The following is a 17,590-nucleotide window of genomic DNA, read 5'->3' as shown; positions in this document are numbered from 1 at the left end:
AGCGGCGCATCATCCTCCGATGACCGCGCCTCGCCAGATCGCCCTCGCCACCCTGGTCCAGCCCAATGGCAACCACCTCGCCGCCTGGCTCGCCCCCGGCGCGCAGCCCGATGCCGGCACCGATATCGCCTGGTGGCAGCGCATCGCGCAGATCGCGGAACAGGGGAAGTTCGACCTCTTCTTCATCGCCGACACGCCCACCGTGCGCACCGACAACATGCGCATCTGGAGCCACGCCCCCACCTTCATGAATCAGCTGGAGCCGCTGACGATGCTGGCCGCCGTCGCCGGCGCCACCAGCCGCATCGGCCTCGGCGCCACCGTCTCCACCAGCTTCAGCGAGCCCTACAACGTGGCGCGGTTCTTCGCCTCGCTCGACCACATCTCGCAGGGACGCGCGGCCTGGAACGTCGTCACCTCCGCCAATGACTACGCCGCGCGCAATTTCGGCCACGCGAAGCTCGCCCCGCATGGCGAGCGCTATGAGCGCGCGGCGGAATTCGTGGAGGTGGTGAAGAAGCTCTGGAACAGCTGGGAGCCGGATGCCTTCCTCTACGACACGACCGAGAAGCTCACCTTCGACCCCGCGAAATTCCACCTCGTCCAGCATGAGGGCAAGCATTTCCGCGTGCATGGCGGGCTGAACATCGCCCCCGCCCCGCAGGGCCATCCCGTCATCATCCAGGCCGGCGCCTCGGACACAGGCAAGGAACTCGCCGCCGCCACGGCCGAGGTGGTCTTCGGCACCTCCGCCACCATCCAGGGCGGCGTGGCCTTCTATCAGGACCTCAAGGGCCGCATGGCGAAATACGGCCGCGCGCCGGACACGCTGAAGATCCTGGGCGGCATCACCGTCATCGTCGGCGACACGGCCGAGGAGGCCGAGGCCCTGAACCGCGAATACCAGGAGCTGCTGCACCCCGCCGTCGGCGTGATGCGCCTCGGCCAGGACCTGGAGACCGACCTCAGCGACCTGCCGCTGGACGAGCCCGTGCCCAAGCACCGCATCCCCGCCGCCAGCAACCACCACCAGGCCTATTTCGCCGAGATCGCCGGCCTGATCCGCGAGGGTCTCACCCTCCGCCAGGTCGCCGCCCGCTACAACCGCAGCAAGGCCACGCTCTGCGGCTCCCCCACGCAGATCGCCGACCTCATGCAGGAATGGATGGAGGCCGGCGCCTGCGACGGCTTCATGGTCACCTTCCCCGTCATGCCGCGCGGCCTGCAGGATTTCGTGGACAAGGTGGTGCCCGAGCTCCAGCGCCGCGGCCTGTTCCGCCAGGACTACACGGGCACCACGCTCCGCGAGCATCTCGGCCTGCCGCGCCCCCGCCACCCCGCTGAGGAGACCCAAGCATGACGTTCCCCCGCCGTTCGCTGCTCGCCGCCCCGCTGGCGCTCCCTGCCCTCGCCTCGGCGCAGACCGTGGATGGCTGGCCCAACCGCCCCGTGCGCCTCGTCATCGCCTTCGCGGCCGGCGGCGCGCTGGACGCCATCGCCCGCTCCATGGGCCGCCACATGGAGCGCGAATACGGCCAGCCCTTCGTGGTGGATGCGCGCAGCGGCGCCGGCGGGCGCATCGGCACCGCGCATGTCGGCCGCTCGCCGGGCGATGGCTACACGCTGCTCGTCACCAGCAGCGCGGCGCATGGCGTGGCCCCGGGCCTCTACCCGGACCTGCCCTATCACCCGATGAACGACTTCACCCATATCGGCCTGGTCGGCACCGCGCCCATGGTGCTGCTGGCCAGCGGCAACGCGCCCTACCGCGACCTCGCCGGCCTCGTCGCCTCCGCCCGGGCGCGCGGCACGCCGGTGAACTTCGGCTCCCCCGGCATCGGCAGCCTGGGCCATCTGACCGGTGAACTCGCCGGCCGGACGCTCGGCATCCCCGTGCAGCATGTCTCCTATCGCGGCTCGGCCCCCGCGCAGCTCGACATGCTGGCCGGGCAGCTGGAGCTGGTCTCGGACAACCCCTCCTCGCATAGCGGGCCGATGCTGGCCGGGCGCATCCGCTGCCTCGCCGTCGCCGCCCCGAGCCGCATGCCGGCCTTCCCCGACGCGCCGACCTGGGCCGAACAAGGCTATCCGCAGATGGTCGCCAGCGCCTGGTACGGCTTCTCCGGCCCTGCCGGCATGCCGCCTGCGCTGGTGGCGCGCCTCAATGCCAGCCTTGCCGCCTGGCTCGCGACACCCGAGGCGCAGGAGCTGCTGCGCGGCATGGCGATGCAGCCGGAGGGGCGCATGTCCTCGGCGCAGTACACGGCCTTCGTGGCCTCCGAGGTCGCGCGCTGGGCTCAGGTCGCGCGGGAGGCGAACGTCAGGGTGGAAAGTTGAAAGGGGCCTCCGGCGGCTGGGGCCCCCTTGGTCTGAAACGGGCGGCCCCAGACGCCGACGATTGACGGGCGCGCCCAAGGCCAACACAAGCGGCTGATGCACGATACCTATGGCGTCATCCTGGCGGGGGGACTCGCGCGCAGAATGGGCGGGGGGGACAAGCCGCTCCGCCTCCTCGCCGGGCGGCCGATGCTCGAGCACGTCATCGCCCGCCTCAGGCCCCAATGCGCGGCGCTCGCGCTGAACGCCAATGGCGACCCCACGCGCTTCGCCGCCCATGGCCTGCCCGTGCTGCCCGACACCCTGCCCGACCACCCGGGGCCGCTGGCCGGCATCCTCGCCGCCATGGAGGCCTCGCCCCTGCCCTGGATCGTCACCGTCCCGGGCGATTCCCCCTTCCTGCCGGAAGACCTCGTCGCCCGGCTGCACGCGGCGCGCGAGGCGGCCGGCACGCCCATGGCCTGCGCCGCCTCGGGCGGCTACGCCCACCCGCCCATCGCCCTCTGGCCGCGCGACCTCGCACCCGCCCTGCGCCAGGCCGTGGCGGAAGGCGAGCGCAAGATCGACCGCTGGACCGCGCGCCACGGCGTCGCTGAGGCCGAATGGCCGACGGAGCCCTTCGACCCCTTCTTCAACGCCAATACCCCCGAGGAACTGGCCGAGGCCGAGAAGCTCTTGCTCAACCGGGGCATTTCGCCGTAACGGATGGTCCGCCTTATCCGGGAGACAAGAACATGAAGGCCGTCATCACGGGCATCCTCGCCGCCACCATCCTCTCCGTCGCCGCGGCCTTCGTGCTCGACACGCGCGTGCAGGAAACGACGGAGCAGCGCTTCGCCACCACGGGCGTGCGCCTCTGATGTGACGGCACGAAGGCGGAGCCTTCGTGCGGCTCAGACGCCGGCAGGCCGCCTGCGCGGCCCTTGGCTTCGCCCCGCAAGCGGCGCGGCGCATTCGCGCCCTCGCCCCCGCGGGCCGGCACTTCTCGTGACGCGCCCCCTCAGGGCCGCAGCACCACCCGCCCCACGGCCCGCCGCCCGCGCACCTCGGCCATCGCCTCGCGGAACTGCGCGAGCGGGAAACCCGCATGCACTTCCGGCCGCAGCTTCCCCTCGGCCCACCACGCCATGAGCTGATCCCACAGCGCCCGCACCCGGGCCGCATGGCCCTCGCGCCCATCCCCCGGCGACCAGCCGAGATAGGTGCCCCAGTTCAGGCCCGCGACCGCGATGTTCTTCAGCAGCAGGATATTGGCCGGCACCGTCGGAATGCGCCCCGCCGCATAGCCCACCGTCACCAGCGTGCCGCCATCGGCCAGGCAGCGCAGCGATTCGTCGAAGACATCGCCGCCCAGCGTGTCCAGCACGCAAGCGACGCCCGCGCCCCCCGTGATCTCCCGCACCGCGTCCCGGAAGGGCGCATCACTGTCCAGCACCGCATCGGCGCCGCGCGCATGCAGCATCGCCTGCTTCGCGGCACCCGCCCGCGCGATGACGCGCGCGCCCAGCGCCTTCAGGATCTCGACGCCCGCCAGCCCCACGCCGCCCGCCGCGCCATGCACCAGCACCCAGTCGCCCGCCTGCACCCGCCCGCGCCACATCAGCGCCGAGGCCGCCGTCGGGTAGCTGATCGGAAAGGCCACGGCGGGTTCCAGCGGCAGCCCGTCGGGAATGGGGACCACATGGATGGCGTCCACCACCGCCTCCTCCGCGAAACCGCCCCAGTCCAGCGCGGCAAACACCCGCGTGCCCACCGGCAGCGGCCCTTCCAGCACTGTGCCGACCACTTCCGTCCCTGGCGCGAAGGGCAGCGGCGGCTTGCGCTGATACTTGCCGGCCACGACGAGCTGCACCGCGAAGGACACCCCCACCGCCGCCACCTTGATCCGCACCGCCCCGGGCCGCATCGGCGGGCGGGGCACGTCCTTCAGCTCCAGCGCGTCGAAGTCGCGCCAGGATTCGCAGATCAGCGCCCGCATCATCTCACTCACCCTTGATGTCCGCCTCGCGGATCAGCCGCCCGAAGCGGTCGAACTCCGCCCGCACGAAGGCCGCGAAGGCGGCCGGCGTGCTTGCCACCGGCTCCGCCCCCATCGAGGCGAAGCGCGCCTGCGCCTCGGGTGTCGCCGCCATCCGCGCCACGCCCTCCTGGATGCGATTGGCGAGCGCCGGCGCCATGCGCGGCGGCCCCCACATCCCGTACCAGGTCGTCATCTCATAGTCCGGCACCGTCTCCGCCACCGTCGGCAGATCCGGATGCGTGGGCAGCCGGGCCGAGGTCGTCACGGCCAAGGCACGCAGCCGCCCCGCCCGCACATGCCCGGCCGAGGACGCCAGGCTGTCGAACATCACCTGCACCGTGCCACCCAGCAGGTCCTGCAGGGCCGGGCCGGAGCCGCGATAGGGCACATGCACCATGTCCGTCCGCGTCATCAGCTTGAACAGCTCGCCCGCCAGATGCGGCGCGCCGCCGATGGACGACGAGGCATAGGAAAGCCGCCCCGGCTGCGCCCGCGCCAGCGCGATCAGCTCCGCCACGTTCCGCGCCGGCACAGCCTCGTTCACCACCAGCACCAGCGGCACCTTCACGATCTCGCTGATCGGCGTGAAATCCATCAGCGCGTCATAGGGCATGTTGCGCTGGAGATGCGGCACGATGACATGCGCCGAGGCATTCACCAGGAGCAATGTCCCGTCCGGCGCCGCGCGCGACACCTCGCCCGCGCCGATGGCACCCCCCGCCCCCGGCCGGTTCTCCACCAGCGAGGGCTGCATGCCCGCCGACGCCACGCGCCCCACCAGGTCGGTCGGCCCGCCTGGCGGATAGGGCACGATGAAGCGCATGGGCCGCTCCTGCGCCTGTGCGCCCCCCGCGAGACCCAGCATCGGCACGGCCAGCATGGCCCGTCTCGTCGCGTTCATCCGCCCTCCCTTTCCAGCCTTGGATTTTGGAGGATGATAGGCGCAACCACGAGGAACGCCATGTCCCAACCCTTGAAGCCCTACGAAGGCCTGGTCGTGCTGGACGCCGCGCAAGGCATCGCCGGCCCCTATTGCGGCATGCTGCTGGCCCAGGCCGGCGCCACCGTCATCAAGCTGGAGCCGCCCAAGGGCGACTGGTCGCGCGGGCTCACCTCCCGCGCCGGCAGCCACAGCGTCATGCACACCGCCTTCAACCGCGGCAAGCGCAGCCTGGTGCTGGACCTCGCCACGCCCGAAGGGCAGGCCCGCGTGGCGAAACTCGCGGCACGCGCGGACATCCTGATCGAGGCCTTCCGCCCCGGCGTCGCCGCCCGCATCGGCCTCGCGCCCGAGGCCGCGAAGGAAGACGCCGTCTGCGTCTCCGTCTCGGGCTTCGGCCAATCGGGCCCCTATCGCGAGCGCCCCTGCACCGATGGCATCGCCCAGGCCTTCTCCGGCCTCGTCGCCGTCAACACGGGCGCCGATGGCGTGCCGCACAAGGCGGGCACGCTGGTGGTGGATGTCGTCACCGGCATCTCCGCCTTCGCCGCCTGCCAGGCGGCGCTCGCCGAACGCGCGCAGGATGCCGCGGCCGGCCGCGCGCCCCGCCGCCGTCACCTCGATGTCTCGCTGATGCAGACCGCGGCCTCGCTCATGGTGCTGCCCATCTCGGAATCCGGCCTGCTCGGCCGCCTGCCGGGCGAGCTGAACACGCCCGCCGGCAGCTACCCCACCAAGGACGGCGCCTGGATCATGTTCGCCCTGGTGCGGGAGGAGGAATGGGTGAACCTCTGCCGCACCATCGGCCGCGCGGATCTGCTGGAGGATCCGCGCTTCACCGATTTCAGGACGCGCTTCGCCAACAAGCCCGCCCTCATCTCCATCCTGCGCGACGAGTTCCTGACGCGCGACGCCGCCGAATGGGTCACGCTGCTGCAGGGCGCCCGCCTGCTCTGTGACCGCGTGAACACGCCGCTGGAATTCCTGGCCGACCCGCATGTCCAGGCCGTGGGCGCCGCCCCCGTGCTGCAACAGCCGGAGCTCGGCGCCCTGCCCTTCCCGGCCATCCCGGGCTTCGGCGCCTGGGAGCAGACCGCCCCCGCGCTGGGCGAGGATACCGAGGCGCTGCTCGCCGAATGGGGGATCTGAACCATGGCCCATGACGCCCAGGGCAACCGCGCAACCTTCGCCTCCGCCGAGGCCGCGTGTGCCTTCGACCACATGGTGGATGGCTTTCTCAAATATCGCCTGGACACGCCGCTTCGCCTGAAATCCGTCCTGCAACTGGACCCCGAGGCGCCGCTGCCCGTCATGATGAAGGCGGGCTTCGCCATGCTGGCCTACAAGGCCGCCCATGTGCCGGCCGCCAAGGTCGCGCTCGACCAGGCCCGCAAGCTCGGCGGCAATGCGCGCGAGCAGATGCACCTGGCCGCGCTGGACGCCTGGGCCGAGGGCGGGCAGGACCGCGCGATCGCCATCTGGGAGCGCATCATCGCCGAGCACCCGCGCGACATCCTGGCCTTCCGCTTCCACCATTTCGCCGCCTTCTGGATGGGCAAGGCGCCGGCCATGTGGAACGCGGTGGAGGGCATCCTGCCGCATTGGGAGGGCGACGTGCCGGGCTATGGCTCCGTCCTCGCCTGCCGCGCCTTCGCCAATGAGGAGGCGGGGAACCTGCTCATCGCCGAGCATGCGGGGCGCGAGGCCATCCGGCGCGACCCGGCCGATCTCTGGGCCGCGCATGCCGTGGCCCATGTGCTGGAGATGCAGGGCCGCCGGGCCGAGGGCATCGCCTGGATCACCGGCCTCAGCCCGCATTTCGAGGGCGGCAACAACCTGATGCACCACATCTTCTGGCACCAGGCCATGTTCCACCTGGAGCGCGGCGAGCATGCCGAGGTGCTGCGCCTCTACGACACCGGCTTCCGCAACCTGGAGAGCCCGGTGACGCAGATGCAGCCCGACCTCTACATCGACTGCCAGAACGCTGCCTCCATGCTGTTCCGGCTGGAGCGGCAGGGCGTGGATGTGGGGAACCGCTGGGAGGAGCTGGCCGAGAAGGCCGAGGCCCGCATCGGCGACTGCCTCTCCGCCTTCACCCTGCCGCATTGGATGATGGCGCTCTGCGCCACCGGCCGCTTCGAGGCGGCGGACCGCATGCTGGCCGCCATGCGGGACTATGCGATGAGCAACACGGGCGAGAATCCCCGCGTGGTGCGCGAAGCGGCAATCCCCTGCTGCGAGGCGCTGCTGCTGCGGGCGCGCGGGATGCACGCCGCCGCCGTCGCCGTGATGCGCCCCGCGCTGGGGGGCATGCATGAGCTGGGCGGCAGCCACGCCCAGCAGGATGTGCTGGAGCAGCTCTTCCTCGACTGCGCCGTGGCCGCCGGGCTCCAGGCCGATGCCGCGCTTCTGCTGGAGCGCGTCACCGGCCGCTGGCCCACGCCGCCCGAGCGCCGGGTGGGCTACCGCTCGGCCGCCATCGGCTGGCGCGGCTGAGCCTCGCCCCCCTTTGGCCCCGACCCCTGGGCCAACTCCTTGTCCTGATTCGATGATCTGACAGAAAAATCTTTTTGCGGTGTCAAACGTAGACATGCCGAGTATAAAGCGGCCCGGATCCACGGAGTGAGCCGTGCGGGCTGGTCAGATCGTCACAGATCGTCGAAAACCGACCTTTCGAGGGATGAAGGCCGCACCCCTCACCATGACGAAAGGTTTGTTGCCTTTGCAGCACACGAAATGGATGTTCGGCGTTCTCGCCCTCGCCCTCCTGCCCGGCTGCGGCATGCAATGGCCCGATTTCACGCCGGTCGCCTCCAGCATGCCGCCGCCGCCCGTCAACGCGGTGCCACGCGGGCCGGACCCGCTGGGCGATTTCGCTGCGACCGCGACGCCGGGCAGCGTGGGCTTCGTGAACGGCGAACGCGCGCGCCTCGTGCGCTCCTACAACGCGGCCAGCGGGCGCGAATGCCGGGAGATCATCCTGGGCTCGGGCACCGGCGAGCGCGCGGCGGTCGCCTGCAGCAACGGCGCCGGCCAGTTCGTCTCCTCCACGCCCCTGCTGCGCGGCAGCTTCCGGTAGCCGCTGCATGGACCTCGCGGGCAAGGACCCCGGGCTGATCCAGGTCATCCGCATGCGCGGTCGGGTGATGGTCGCGCTCATGATCCGCGAGTTGCACACGCGCTTCGGCCGCGAGAATCTGGGCTATGTCTGGCTTTTCATGGAACCCGCGATGCTGGGCGTGGGCGTGGGCCTCTGGCAGTTGGCATCACGCGGCAGCGCCGCAATGCCGGGGGACCTGAACAAGTTCAGCTTCTTCCTGATCGGCTACATCCTCTTCTACCTGTTCCGCACCCTGGTCGGCCGCTCGACGCATGGCGTCGCCGCCAACCAGCAGCTGCTCTACCATTCCCGCGTCACCATCGAGGCGGTGATGTGGTCGCGCAGCGTGCTGGACGGCGCGGCCGTCGCCATCTGCATCGCGATTTTCCTGCTGATGATCGGCATGGCGCTGGGCGACTGGCCGTCCGACCCGCTGCAGATGATGTGGGGGGCCGTCATGATGATGCTGCTCGCGCACGGCACGGGGCTGATCTTCCTGGCGGGCACGGGCATCAACGCGCAGCTGGTGGACCGCATCGTTCATCCCTTCACTTATCTCTCCATCCCGTTCTCGGGGATGTTCTACATGGTCTGGTGGCTGCCCGGCCCGATGCAGGAAGTCCTGCTCTGGTCGCCCCTCATCCACATCATGGAGTTCACGCGGGAGGGACAATTCGGCCGTCGCGTCCCCTACAGCTATGACCTCACCTACATCATCGGCTGGATCATCGTGGTGAACTTCATCGGGCTTTGCGCGCTGCGGGCGGCGAAGCCCCACATGGAGCATTGAGGCCGCCATGCTGCAACTGGAAGGCGTCTGCAAGAGCTACACGAAGAACGGCGTGACGCGCGAGGTGCTATCGGGCATCGATGCCACCTTCCTGCCGGGCGACGCGGTCGGCATCCTGGGCCGCAACGGCGCGGGCAAGAGCACGCTGATGAAGATCATGGCCGGCGTCGAGCACCCGACGCGGGGCCGCGTGCGCCGGCGGATGAGCGTCTCCTGGCCGATGGGCTATGACGCGGCGGTGCATGGCGCCTTGACGGGCGCGGACAATGCCCGCTTCATCGCGCGGCTCTATGATCGCCCGACCGACTGGGTCGAGAGCTTCGTGCAGGAATTCTCCGAGATCGGCGAGGAGTTCCGCAAGCCGGTCAAGACCTACTCCGACGGCATGAAGGCGCGGCTGATCTTCGCGCTCTCCATGGCCGTGGATTTCGACTGCTACCTGATCGACGAGGTGATCGCGGCCGGTGACGCGCGCTTCGCCGAGCGATGCCGCCAGGCGCTCCTCGCCCGGCGCGGACGCAGCGCCTTGATCCTTGTTTCACACCAGACGAATACGGTTCGCCAGCTCTGTTCCCACGCCGCGATCCTCCACGAAGGGAGGCTGACTTTCCATGAAGATCTGGACCAGGCTTTCGCCGAATACGAGCAGCTTTAGCCCCGCCACGGGCCTGACGCGCGCGCCGGCGGCGGCGCCCGCGGCGGTGACGTCCCAGGTCAGGCCGGCCGGGGGCGATGGCGCGGGGCGTACGGCCACGGCCCGCACCGGCGCGCGCGACAAGGCGCTGCGCGCGACACCCGCGCGCACCCCCGCGCTGCGGGCCGGCGCGAGCATGACGGACCGGCTCTCGGGCCGGACGCTGCCGCCGGTCGGCAGCATGGGCGGACGGCGGAACTGGCGCGACTGGATGCGTGAGCACCCCTTCACCATGTGGGTGGTGCTGCCGAGCCTGATCGCGGCCTTCTACCTCTTCTTCATCGCCGCGCCCCAGTATGTGAGCGAATCCCGCTTCACGGTGCGCGCGCAGATGCCGCGCGTGGCCGCGATGACCGGCGCGGGCGGCGAGATCCTGGGCTCGGCCGGCTTCATCCCCTCGCCCGAGAATGTCGCGGCCGTGCGGGACTTCCTTCTCTCGCACGACGCCGTCCGCAAGACGCGCGAGACGCTCGACCTCGTCGAGATCTTCCGCCGCCCGGAGGCCGACCCCCTCTTCCGCCTCTGGTGGCCCCACCCGACGGCGGAGCGCCTGCGCTGGTTCTACCGCTGGCAGGTGACCGTGACGGTGGACCCCACCACCGGCATCTCCGACCTGCGCGTCTGGACCTTCCGCCCCTCGGACAGCCTGGCCCTGTCGAACCGCCTCCTCGAACTCAGCGAGGATCTGGTCAACGACATGAACACCAAGATCCGCGAGGAGGCGATGCGCGTCGCCCGCACGGAGCTGCGCCGCGCCGAGAGCCGGCTGACCGATGCGCGCGTGGCGCTCACCATGTTCCGCCAGCAGGAGCGCGAGGTGGACCCCTCGGCCACCGCCTCGGCCGCGGTCGCCACGATCAACGCCCTGCAGTCCGATATCGCCCGCGCGCGCAGCGACCTGCAGACCCTGCAGGCCTTCGCCCGCCCCGGCAGCCCGCAGATCGTGAACCTCGAAAACCGCATCCGCGGCCTGGAGGCCCAGGTGGCGGAGGAGCGCGCGCGCATCGCCACCGCCTCCACGGGCGTGACCGAGCAGATGGAGACCTTCGCGCGGCTCACCGCCGAGGTGCAGCTGGCGCAGGCCCAGCTCGAAGCCAATGTGATCGTGCTCGACCGCGCCAATTCCGACTCGGCGCGCCAGGCCGTCTTCCTCTCGCGCGTGGTGGACCCCAACCTCGCCGAGCGATCGCTCTTCCCCCTGCCCTATTGGGCGAGCCTCTATGTCTTCCTCAGCCTCACCGTCCTCTATGGCATGGCCTGGCTGATCCTGACCGGAATGAGAGAACATGCGCGCTGACTTTCTTCGCCCCCTCGTCGTCGCGGCTGGTCTCGCCGGGCTGATCCCGGCCGGGGTCCAGGCCCAGAACCTGTTCGGCGGCGGGGTGCCTCCCAACCTGGCCGCGGCCGCGGCGAGCTTCGCCAACCAAGCTGGCGCGGCGCCCGCCGGCGGGGCTCCGGGTGGCGCGGCCGGCGCCCTTGCCGCCCCCCCGGGGGACCCCGGCACCAACCGCCTCGGCAGCACGACGGAGGCCGAGGCCGGCGCCATGGCCGCCCTGCCGCTGGGCGAGATGAACCGCGCCGCCGGCCGGCCGACCGCGGTCTTCGGCGCTTCCCTCTTCACCCAATCGGCCGCCGCCTCCTCCGATGCGGTGAATCCGAACTACGTCCTCACCCCGGGGGACCGCGTCGCGGTCCGCGTCTGGGGCGCCGTGGATGCCGAGCAGAGCGGCGTGATCGACCCCTCGGGCAATTTCTTCCTGCCCAATGTCGGTCCCATCCCGCTCGCCGGCACCCGCTCGGGTGACATCCAGGCCCGCGTGGAGCAGGAGGTCCGCCGCCTCTACACGCAGCAGGTCCAGGTCTATGCGACGACTCTCTCGGCGCAGCGCATCGGCGTCTTCGTCACCGGCTTCGTCCGCACGCCCGGCCGCTTCGCCGGCAGCGCGGCGGATTCCGTGATCGACTTCCTGGTCCGTGCCGGCGGCGTGGACCCCTCGCGCGGCAGCTTCCGCGAGATCTCCATCCTGCGCGGCGGCCGCCAGGCGGCCAGCGTGGACCTCTACCGCTTCCTGCTCGACGGCCGCCTGCCGCCGCTGCGCCTGCAGGAAGGCGACACCATCGTCGTCGGCCGGCAGCGCGCCCTGGTGGGTGCGACGGGCGGCGTGCGCAACAACTTCCTCTTCGAGGTGCCCGGCCAGATCATGACGGGGCGCGAGCTGATCGAATACGCCCGCCCCCTGCCCAGCGCCACCAACGCCATCATCCAGGGCACGCGGGATGGCCGGCCCTTCTCGCGCTACAGCACGCTCGGCGAATTCGCCTCCCAGCGCCTTTCCGACCAGGACGTGGTGACCTTCATCACCGACCGCCCGATGCAGACCGTCCGCGTCACCGTCGAGGGCAGCCGCATCGGCCCCTCGGTGCTGGTGATGAACCGCGATGCCCAGCTCTGCAACGTGCTGGACTACATCGAGGTGGACCCGACGCTGGCCGACACCAGCAGCATCTACATCCTGCGCGCCAGCGTCGCCGCGCAGCAGACCCGCGCGCTCGCCGAGGCGGCGGACCGGCTGGAACGCGCGCTCTTCCTCGCCGTCTCGCCCACCCAGGGTGTCGCCGCCATCCGCTCCTCCGAGGCGCAGATGATCTCCTCCTACCTGCAGCGCGCGCGGCGCGTGGTGCCGGAGGGCCGCATCGTCGTCTTCAGCGGCGGGCGCTGCAACAGCATCCGCCTGGATGACAACGACATCATCGTCATCCCCGAGCGGCGCGAGACGGTCCTCGTCACCGGCGAGGTGGGGGCGACGCGCGCAATCCTCTGGCGCCCGGGCATCACCGTGCCGGAGCTGATCCGCGAGGCGGGCGGCCTGACGGCACGCGGCAACATGAACAGCATCATGATCCGCCGCGCCTCGGGCGAGGTCATCCTCGACCCGCGTGAGCCGCCCCGCGCGGGCGACGAGGTGATCGCCCTGCCCCGCATTGATCCGCGCAACCTCCAGGTCGCGCAGGACATCATGCAGGTGCTCTTCCAGGCGGCGCTGGCGGCCCGCGTCTTCGTCCCCGTGAATTAGAGTAACAGGGCGCGGGCCAGCGGGGCGGACGGAACGTGGCGCCCCGCCCGCGCGGGAGCCCGGAAAACCTGGCGATCGGCCGCGATCCGCGTCGGCTCGCGGTCCCGGCCGGCATTGCGGCGTTGCACAATTTTGGGTTGACCTGCCCCGCCGCTTGGGTTGCAGATGAGGGAAGCTTCGCGATGGGCCCTCCCGGCCCGTCGCCAAAAGGGTCTCTCTGCATGCGGTTTTTCGTTGCGTCGGTGTTCCTGACGGCGGCCTCGGTGATCCAGCCCGCCCAGGCGCAGATGGGCCCCGGCGGCCCGCCGCCGGCCGTCGGCGTGGTCGAGGCGCAGCGCCAACCGGTCACCGAAAGCACCGAGTTCATCGGCCGCATCGAGGCGATCAATCGCGTCGAGCTGCGCGCCCGCATCACCGGCTTCCTGGAGGAGCGCCTCTTCCGCGAGGGCACCGAGGTGGAGGAGGGCAAGCTCCTCTTCCGCATCGAGCGCGCGCCCTTCGAGGCGCAGGTGGAACAGGCGCAGGCCAATGTCGCCTCGGCCGAGGCGCAGCTCACCAATGCCCGCACCTCGCTGGCCCGCGCGCGGGAGCTGCGGACGACCGGCACCGGCACCCAGGTGGCGCTGGACAATGCCCAGGCGCAGGAGCGCACCTCCGCCGCCGCGCTGCTCGGCGCCCAGGCGGCGGTCCGCGTCGCCGAGATCAACCTGGCCTACACCAACATCACGGCACCCTTCGCCGGCGCCATCGGCCGCTCCACCTATACGCCCGGCAACGTCGTCTCCCCCTCCAGCGAGCCGCTCGCCACCATCGTCAGCCAGGATCCGATGCGGGTGGCCTTCACCATCGCCCAGCGCACCGCGCTCGAGCTGCTGGAGCGCTATGAGGGCCGCGGCGGTGCGTCCGCCGTGGTGGTGCGCATCCGCCAGTCGGACGGCACCATCTACCCGCTGCCGGGGCGGATCGACTTCATCGACACGCAGATCAGCCGCGACACGGATTCGATCCTGGTCCGCGCCAGCATCCCCAACCCGATCCGGGCGGGGATGCAGCAGAACGACATCGGCGCGCGTCAGCTGGTGGACGGGCAGTTCGTCACCGTCCTGCTGGAAGGCGCGCAGCCCGTCATGGCCGTCACCATCCCGCGTTCGGCCATCGCGCAGGACCAGGCGGGCTTCTTCGTCTTCATCGTGGATGGCGAGGGCCGCGCGCAGCGCCGCAACGTGACGCTCGGCCGCAGCACGGCCGACACGGCGGTGATCGAAAGCGGCGTGGAGGCCGGGAGCCGCGTCATCACCGAGGGCATCCAGCGCGTCCGCCCCGGCCAGCCGGTGAACGCCGCCCCCGCCGGCGTCAGGCCCGGCGCCCCGCCCCCCGCGGGCCGGCCGGGCTGACGCCGCATGTTCTCCGCCATCTTCGTCCGCCGCCCGCGCTTCGCCATCGTCATCTCCATCGTGATGACGCTGGCCGGCGCGCTCTCCATGTTCAACATCCCGGTCGCGCAATTCCCGGACATCGTGCCCCCCGTGGTGCAGGTCACGGCCCGCTACCCCGGCGCCTCGGCCGGCGTGGTGGAGGCGACGGTCGCCCAGCCCATCGAGAGCGCGGTGAACGGCGCGGACCGCATGCTCTACATGCGCTCCAACTCCGGCAGCGACGGCAGCTACACGCTGGCCGTCACCTTCGCGCTCGGCACGAACCCCGACATCAACACGGTGAACGTGAACAACCGCGTGCAGGGCATCCTGGCGCGGCTGCCGCAGGAGGTGCAGCGCGCGGGTGTGACCGTGCGCAAGCAATCCTCGGCCGTGCTGCAGTTCATCGGCGTCTCGTCCACCAATCCCGAGCATCCGCCGCTCTTCCTCTCGAACTACGTCACCATCAACATGCTGGACACGCTGCGTCGCCTGCCCGGCGTGGGCGATGTGCAGATGTTCGGCGCGCAGGACTACTCCATGCGCGTCTGGTTCGAGGTGGACCGGCTGAACAACCTCAACGTCTCGCCGTCGGAGGTCATCGCGGCCATCCAGGCGCAGAACATCCAGGCCGCGGCGGGCCGCATCGGCGCGCGGCCGATCGGCGAGGACCAGCAGTTCCAGTTCAACATCCAGACCCAGGGCCGCCTGATCACGCCCGAGGAATTCGGCGCCATCATCATCCGCGCCAACCCCGACGGCTCGGTGCTGCGCGTGCGCGACCTCGCGCGCGTCGAGCTGGGGGCCGCGAACATGGATGTGGAGGCCCGGCTGAACGGGCAATCCACCGTCACCATGGGCGTCTATCTCTCGCCCGGCGCCAATGCCGTGCAGGTGGCGCAGCTCGTCAGCCGCACGCTCGCCACCATGGGCCAGCGCTTCCCCGAGGGGATGCGCAGCACCGTGATCTACGACACCTCCACCTTCGTGACCGACACGATGTACGAGGTGATCAAGACGCTGATCGAGGCCTTCATCCTCGTCGTCATCGTGGTCTACCTGTTCCTGGGCTCGATGCGCGCCACCATCATTCCGACCATCGCGGTGCCGGTCAGCCTCATCGGCACCTTCGCGGTGCTCTTCGCGCTGGGCTATTCGGCCAACACCATCTCGCTGCTCGCCATGGTGCTCGCCATCGGCATCGTGGTGGATGACGCGATCGTCGTGGTCGAGAATGTCGAGCGCGTGATGGAGGAAGAGCCCGACCTCACCCCGGCCGAGGCCACCAACAAGGCGATGGCCGAGATCACGGCGCCCATCATCGCCATCACCCTCGTGCTGCTCTCGGTCTTCGTGCCGATCGGCCTGATCTCCGGCGTCTCGGGCGTCCTGTTCAAGCAGTTCGCGGTGACGATCAGCGTGGCCATGATCATCTCGGCGATCAATGCGCTGACGCTCTCGCCCGCGCTCTGCGCCATCGTGCTGCGGCATGAGGGGCAGAAGCGCGGCCCGATCAAGTATGTGCTGCGCGCCATCGATAAGGTGCGCGACGGCTATGCCTGGATCGTGGGCCGCCTGGTGCGCGTCGCCTTCCTCTCGATCCTGCTCACCGGCGTCTTCGCCTGGGGCATCATGTCGCTCAGCACGCGCACACCGCAGGGCTTCCTGCCCAACGAGGATCAGGGCGCCTTCTTCGTGCAGCTCCAGCTGCCGCAGGGCTCCTCGGTTGCGCGCACGCGCGAGGCGACGATCCAGGTGGAGAACTTCCTGCGCCAGAACGAGGCCATCGAGAACATCCTCTCCATCATCGGATTCTCGTTCATCGACGGCGGAGCGCAGTCCAACTCGGCCTTCCTGGTCGCGCGCATGAAGCCCTTCGAGGACCGCAAGACGGTGGAGGCCAGCGTCTTCAACGGCATCCGCTCGGTCTTCGGCTTCGCGGCGGGCTTCCGCGTCGCCAATGTCTTCGCCTTCAACGTGCCGCCCATCCTGGGCCTGGGCACCGGCGGCGGCTTCGAATACCAGCTGATGGACTATGAGGGGCGCGACCCGGTGGAGCTGGGCGGCGCCATGATGGGCATGATGATCGCGGCCAACCAGGACCCGCGTCTGGCCGCCGTCTTCTCCACCTTCTCGCCCACCACGCCCTCGCTCTACCTGGATGTGGACCGCGACAAGGCACAGGCGCTGGGCGTGCGCATCAGCGACATCTTCACCACGCTGCAGGCCTCGCTCGGCGGATTCTACGTGAACGACTTCAACCTGTTCGGCCGCACCTGGCAGGTGAACATCCAGGCGGTGGCGGCGGACCGCGACGACATCCCCGACATCTGGCGCCTGCAGGTGCGCAATTCGCGCGGGCAGATGGTGCCCTTGCGCGCCTTCGCCGATGTGCGCGTCGTGCTCGGGCCGCAGACCATCCAGCGCTACAACAATGTCCGCAGCCTGACGCTGAACGGCCAGGGCCGTCCCGGAATCTCCTCGGGCGATGCCATGATGGCGATGGAGGAGATCTCGGGCCGCGTCCTGCCCTCGGGCTACAGCTTCGACTGGACCGGCACCGCCTTCCAGGAGCGCCAGGCCTCGGGCCAGACGGGCGCGCTGATCGCGCTCGCGCTGCTCTTCGCCTACCTCTTCCTGGTGGCGCTGTATGAGAGCTGGACCATCCCGGTGCCGGTGCTGCTCTCGGTCGCGGTGGGTGGCCTCGGCTCCTTCGGGGCGCTGGTCATCGCGGGGCTGCCGCTCAACGTCTATGCGCAGATCGGGCTTGTCGTGCTCATCGCGCTGGCGGCGAAGAACGGCATCCTGATCATCGAATTCGCGAAGGAACAGCGTGAGAAGGGCCTCTCCATCCGCGAGGCCGCGGTGCTGGGCTCCAAGATGCGGTTCCGGGCGGTGATGATGACGAGCTTCGCCTTCATCCTGGGCCTGGTGCCGCTGATCACCGCCACGGGGGCGGCCGCGCTGTCCCGCCAGGCGGTGGGCCTGCCGGTCTTCGGCGGCATGCTGGCCGCCTCCGTCATCGGCATCTTCATGATCCCGATGCTCTACGTGGTGTTCCAGGCGCTGCGCGAGCGGGTGAAGGGGATGTTCGGCAAGCGCGAGGGCGAACCCGCCAAGGCGCATTGAAGCGGCCGAAAGGTCTCCCCCAACATCAGCAGACGCCCCAAGAATCCGGCCGCAACGCGGCCGGCGCCGCCCAACAGGTTTATTGGCC

15 protein-coding genes are annotated in these 17,590 nt (G+C 70.3%); 13 read left to right on the top strand and 2 right to left on the bottom strand.

Annotation, left to right across the window (positions count from 1 at the left end; translation table 11 throughout):
• Positions 1-19: 19 nt before the first annotated feature.
• The 4 genes from ACQ860_RS16560 to ACQ860_RS16545 all read left to right on the top strand — a co-directional run bounded on the left by ACQ860_RS16560 (position 20) and on the right by ACQ860_RS16545 (position 3,197).
• Positions 20-1,360: an LLM class flavin-dependent oxidoreductase gene (locus ACQ860_RS16560; RefSeq protein ID WP_431304436.1), complete on the top strand. Its 1,341-nt coding sequence runs from the start codon at positions 20-22 to the stop codon at positions 1,358-1,360.
• The gene (locus ACQ860_RS16555) at positions 1,357-2,337 is read left to right on the top strand and encodes a Bug family tripartite tricarboxylate transporter substrate binding protein (protein ID WP_431304435.1); all 981 of its coding nucleotides are present in this window, start codon (positions 1,357-1,359) and stop codon (positions 2,335-2,337) included. The genes ACQ860_RS16560 and ACQ860_RS16555 overlap by 4 nt, the downstream gene beginning before the upstream one ends.
• A gap of 96 nt (positions 2,338-2,433) precedes the next feature.
• Complete coding sequence (gene mobA / locus ACQ860_RS16550) at positions 2,434-3,039, top strand: molybdenum cofactor guanylyltransferase MobA (RefSeq protein WP_431304434.1); 606 nt, start codon at positions 2,434-2,436, stop codon at positions 3,037-3,039.
• Between the two features lie 32 nt (positions 3,040-3,071).
• Complete coding sequence (locus tag ACQ860_RS16545; protein ID WP_431304433.1) at positions 3,072-3,197, top strand: hypothetical protein; 126 nt, start codon at positions 3,072-3,074, stop codon at positions 3,195-3,197.
• 140 nt (positions 3,198-3,337) lie between these two features.
• On the opposite strand, the gene ACQ860_RS16540 is transcribed toward ACQ860_RS16545, so the two are convergent.
• The gene (locus ACQ860_RS16540) at positions 3,338-4,318 is read right to left on the bottom strand and encodes an NADPH:quinone oxidoreductase family protein (protein WP_431305773.1); all 981 of its coding nucleotides are present in this window, start codon (positions 4,316-4,318) and stop codon (positions 3,338-3,340) included.
• 1 nt (position 4,319) lies between these two features.
• Entirely contained in the window at positions 4,320-5,258 is a 939-nt protein-coding gene (locus ACQ860_RS16535; RefSeq protein ID WP_431304432.1) for a Bug family tripartite tricarboxylate transporter substrate binding protein, read from the bottom strand.
• A gap of 60 nt (positions 5,259-5,318) precedes the next feature.
• Here ACQ860_RS16535 and ACQ860_RS16530 point away from each other — a divergent pair, with 60 nt between their 5' ends.
• The 9 genes from ACQ860_RS16530 to ACQ860_RS16490 all read left to right on the top strand — a co-directional run bounded on the left by ACQ860_RS16530 (position 5,319) and on the right by ACQ860_RS16490 (position 17,502).
• Entirely contained in the window at positions 5,319-6,446 is a 1,128-nt protein-coding gene (locus tag ACQ860_RS16530) for a CaiB/BaiF CoA transferase family protein (RefSeq protein WP_431304431.1), read from the top strand.
• 3 nt (positions 6,447-6,449) lie between these two features.
• Positions 6,450-7,796, top strand: coding sequence for a tetratricopeptide repeat protein (locus ACQ860_RS16525; RefSeq protein ID WP_431304430.1), 1,347 nt, complete (start codon positions 6,450-6,452; stop codon positions 7,794-7,796).
• Between the two features lie 244 nt (positions 7,797-8,040).
• Positions 8,041-8,379, top strand: coding sequence for a hypothetical protein (locus ACQ860_RS16520; RefSeq protein WP_431304429.1), 339 nt, complete (start codon positions 8,041-8,043; stop codon positions 8,377-8,379).
• Between the two features lie 7 nt (positions 8,380-8,386).
• Positions 8,387-9,190 (top strand): ABC transporter permease, encoded by an 804-nt coding sequence (locus ACQ860_RS16515; RefSeq protein ID WP_431304428.1) that lies wholly within the window; start codon positions 8,387-8,389, stop codon positions 9,188-9,190.
• 7 nt (positions 9,191-9,197) lie between these two features.
• Positions 9,198-9,845: an ABC transporter ATP-binding protein gene (locus ACQ860_RS16510; protein WP_431304427.1), complete on the top strand. Its 648-nt coding sequence runs from the start codon at positions 9,198-9,200 to the stop codon at positions 9,843-9,845.
• Positions 9,802-11,181 (top strand): capsule biosynthesis protein, encoded by a 1,380-nt coding sequence (locus tag ACQ860_RS16505; RefSeq protein WP_431304426.1) that lies wholly within the window; start codon positions 9,802-9,804, stop codon positions 11,179-11,181. Before ACQ860_RS16510 ends, ACQ860_RS16505 begins: the two co-directional genes overlap by 44 nt.
• On the top strand, positions 11,171-12,958 hold the full coding sequence (locus ACQ860_RS16500) for a polysaccharide biosynthesis/export family protein (RefSeq protein WP_431304425.1): 1,788 nt from the start codon (positions 11,171-11,173) through the stop codon (positions 12,956-12,958). The genes ACQ860_RS16505 and ACQ860_RS16500 overlap by 11 nt, the downstream gene beginning before the upstream one ends.
• A 221-nt stretch (positions 12,959-13,179) precedes the next feature.
• Positions 13,180-14,352 carry an efflux RND transporter periplasmic adaptor subunit gene (locus ACQ860_RS16495; RefSeq protein WP_431304424.1) on the top strand — a complete coding sequence of 391 codons (1,173 nt, stop codon included), beginning with the start codon at positions 13,180-13,182 and terminating at the stop codon, positions 14,350-14,352.
• Between the two features lie 6 nt (positions 14,353-14,358).
• On the top strand, positions 14,359-17,502 hold the full coding sequence (locus ACQ860_RS16490; RefSeq protein ID WP_431304423.1) for an efflux RND transporter permease subunit: 3,144 nt from the start codon (positions 14,359-14,361) through the stop codon (positions 17,500-17,502).
• Positions 17,503-17,590 lie beyond the last annotated feature (88 nt).

The organism is Sediminicoccus sp. BL-A-41-H5 (assembly GCF_050632405.1).
GTDB lineage: Bacteria > Pseudomonadota > Alphaproteobacteria > Acetobacterales > Acetobacteraceae > Roseococcus.
This window is presented reverse-complemented; position numbering and strand designations above follow the sequence as displayed.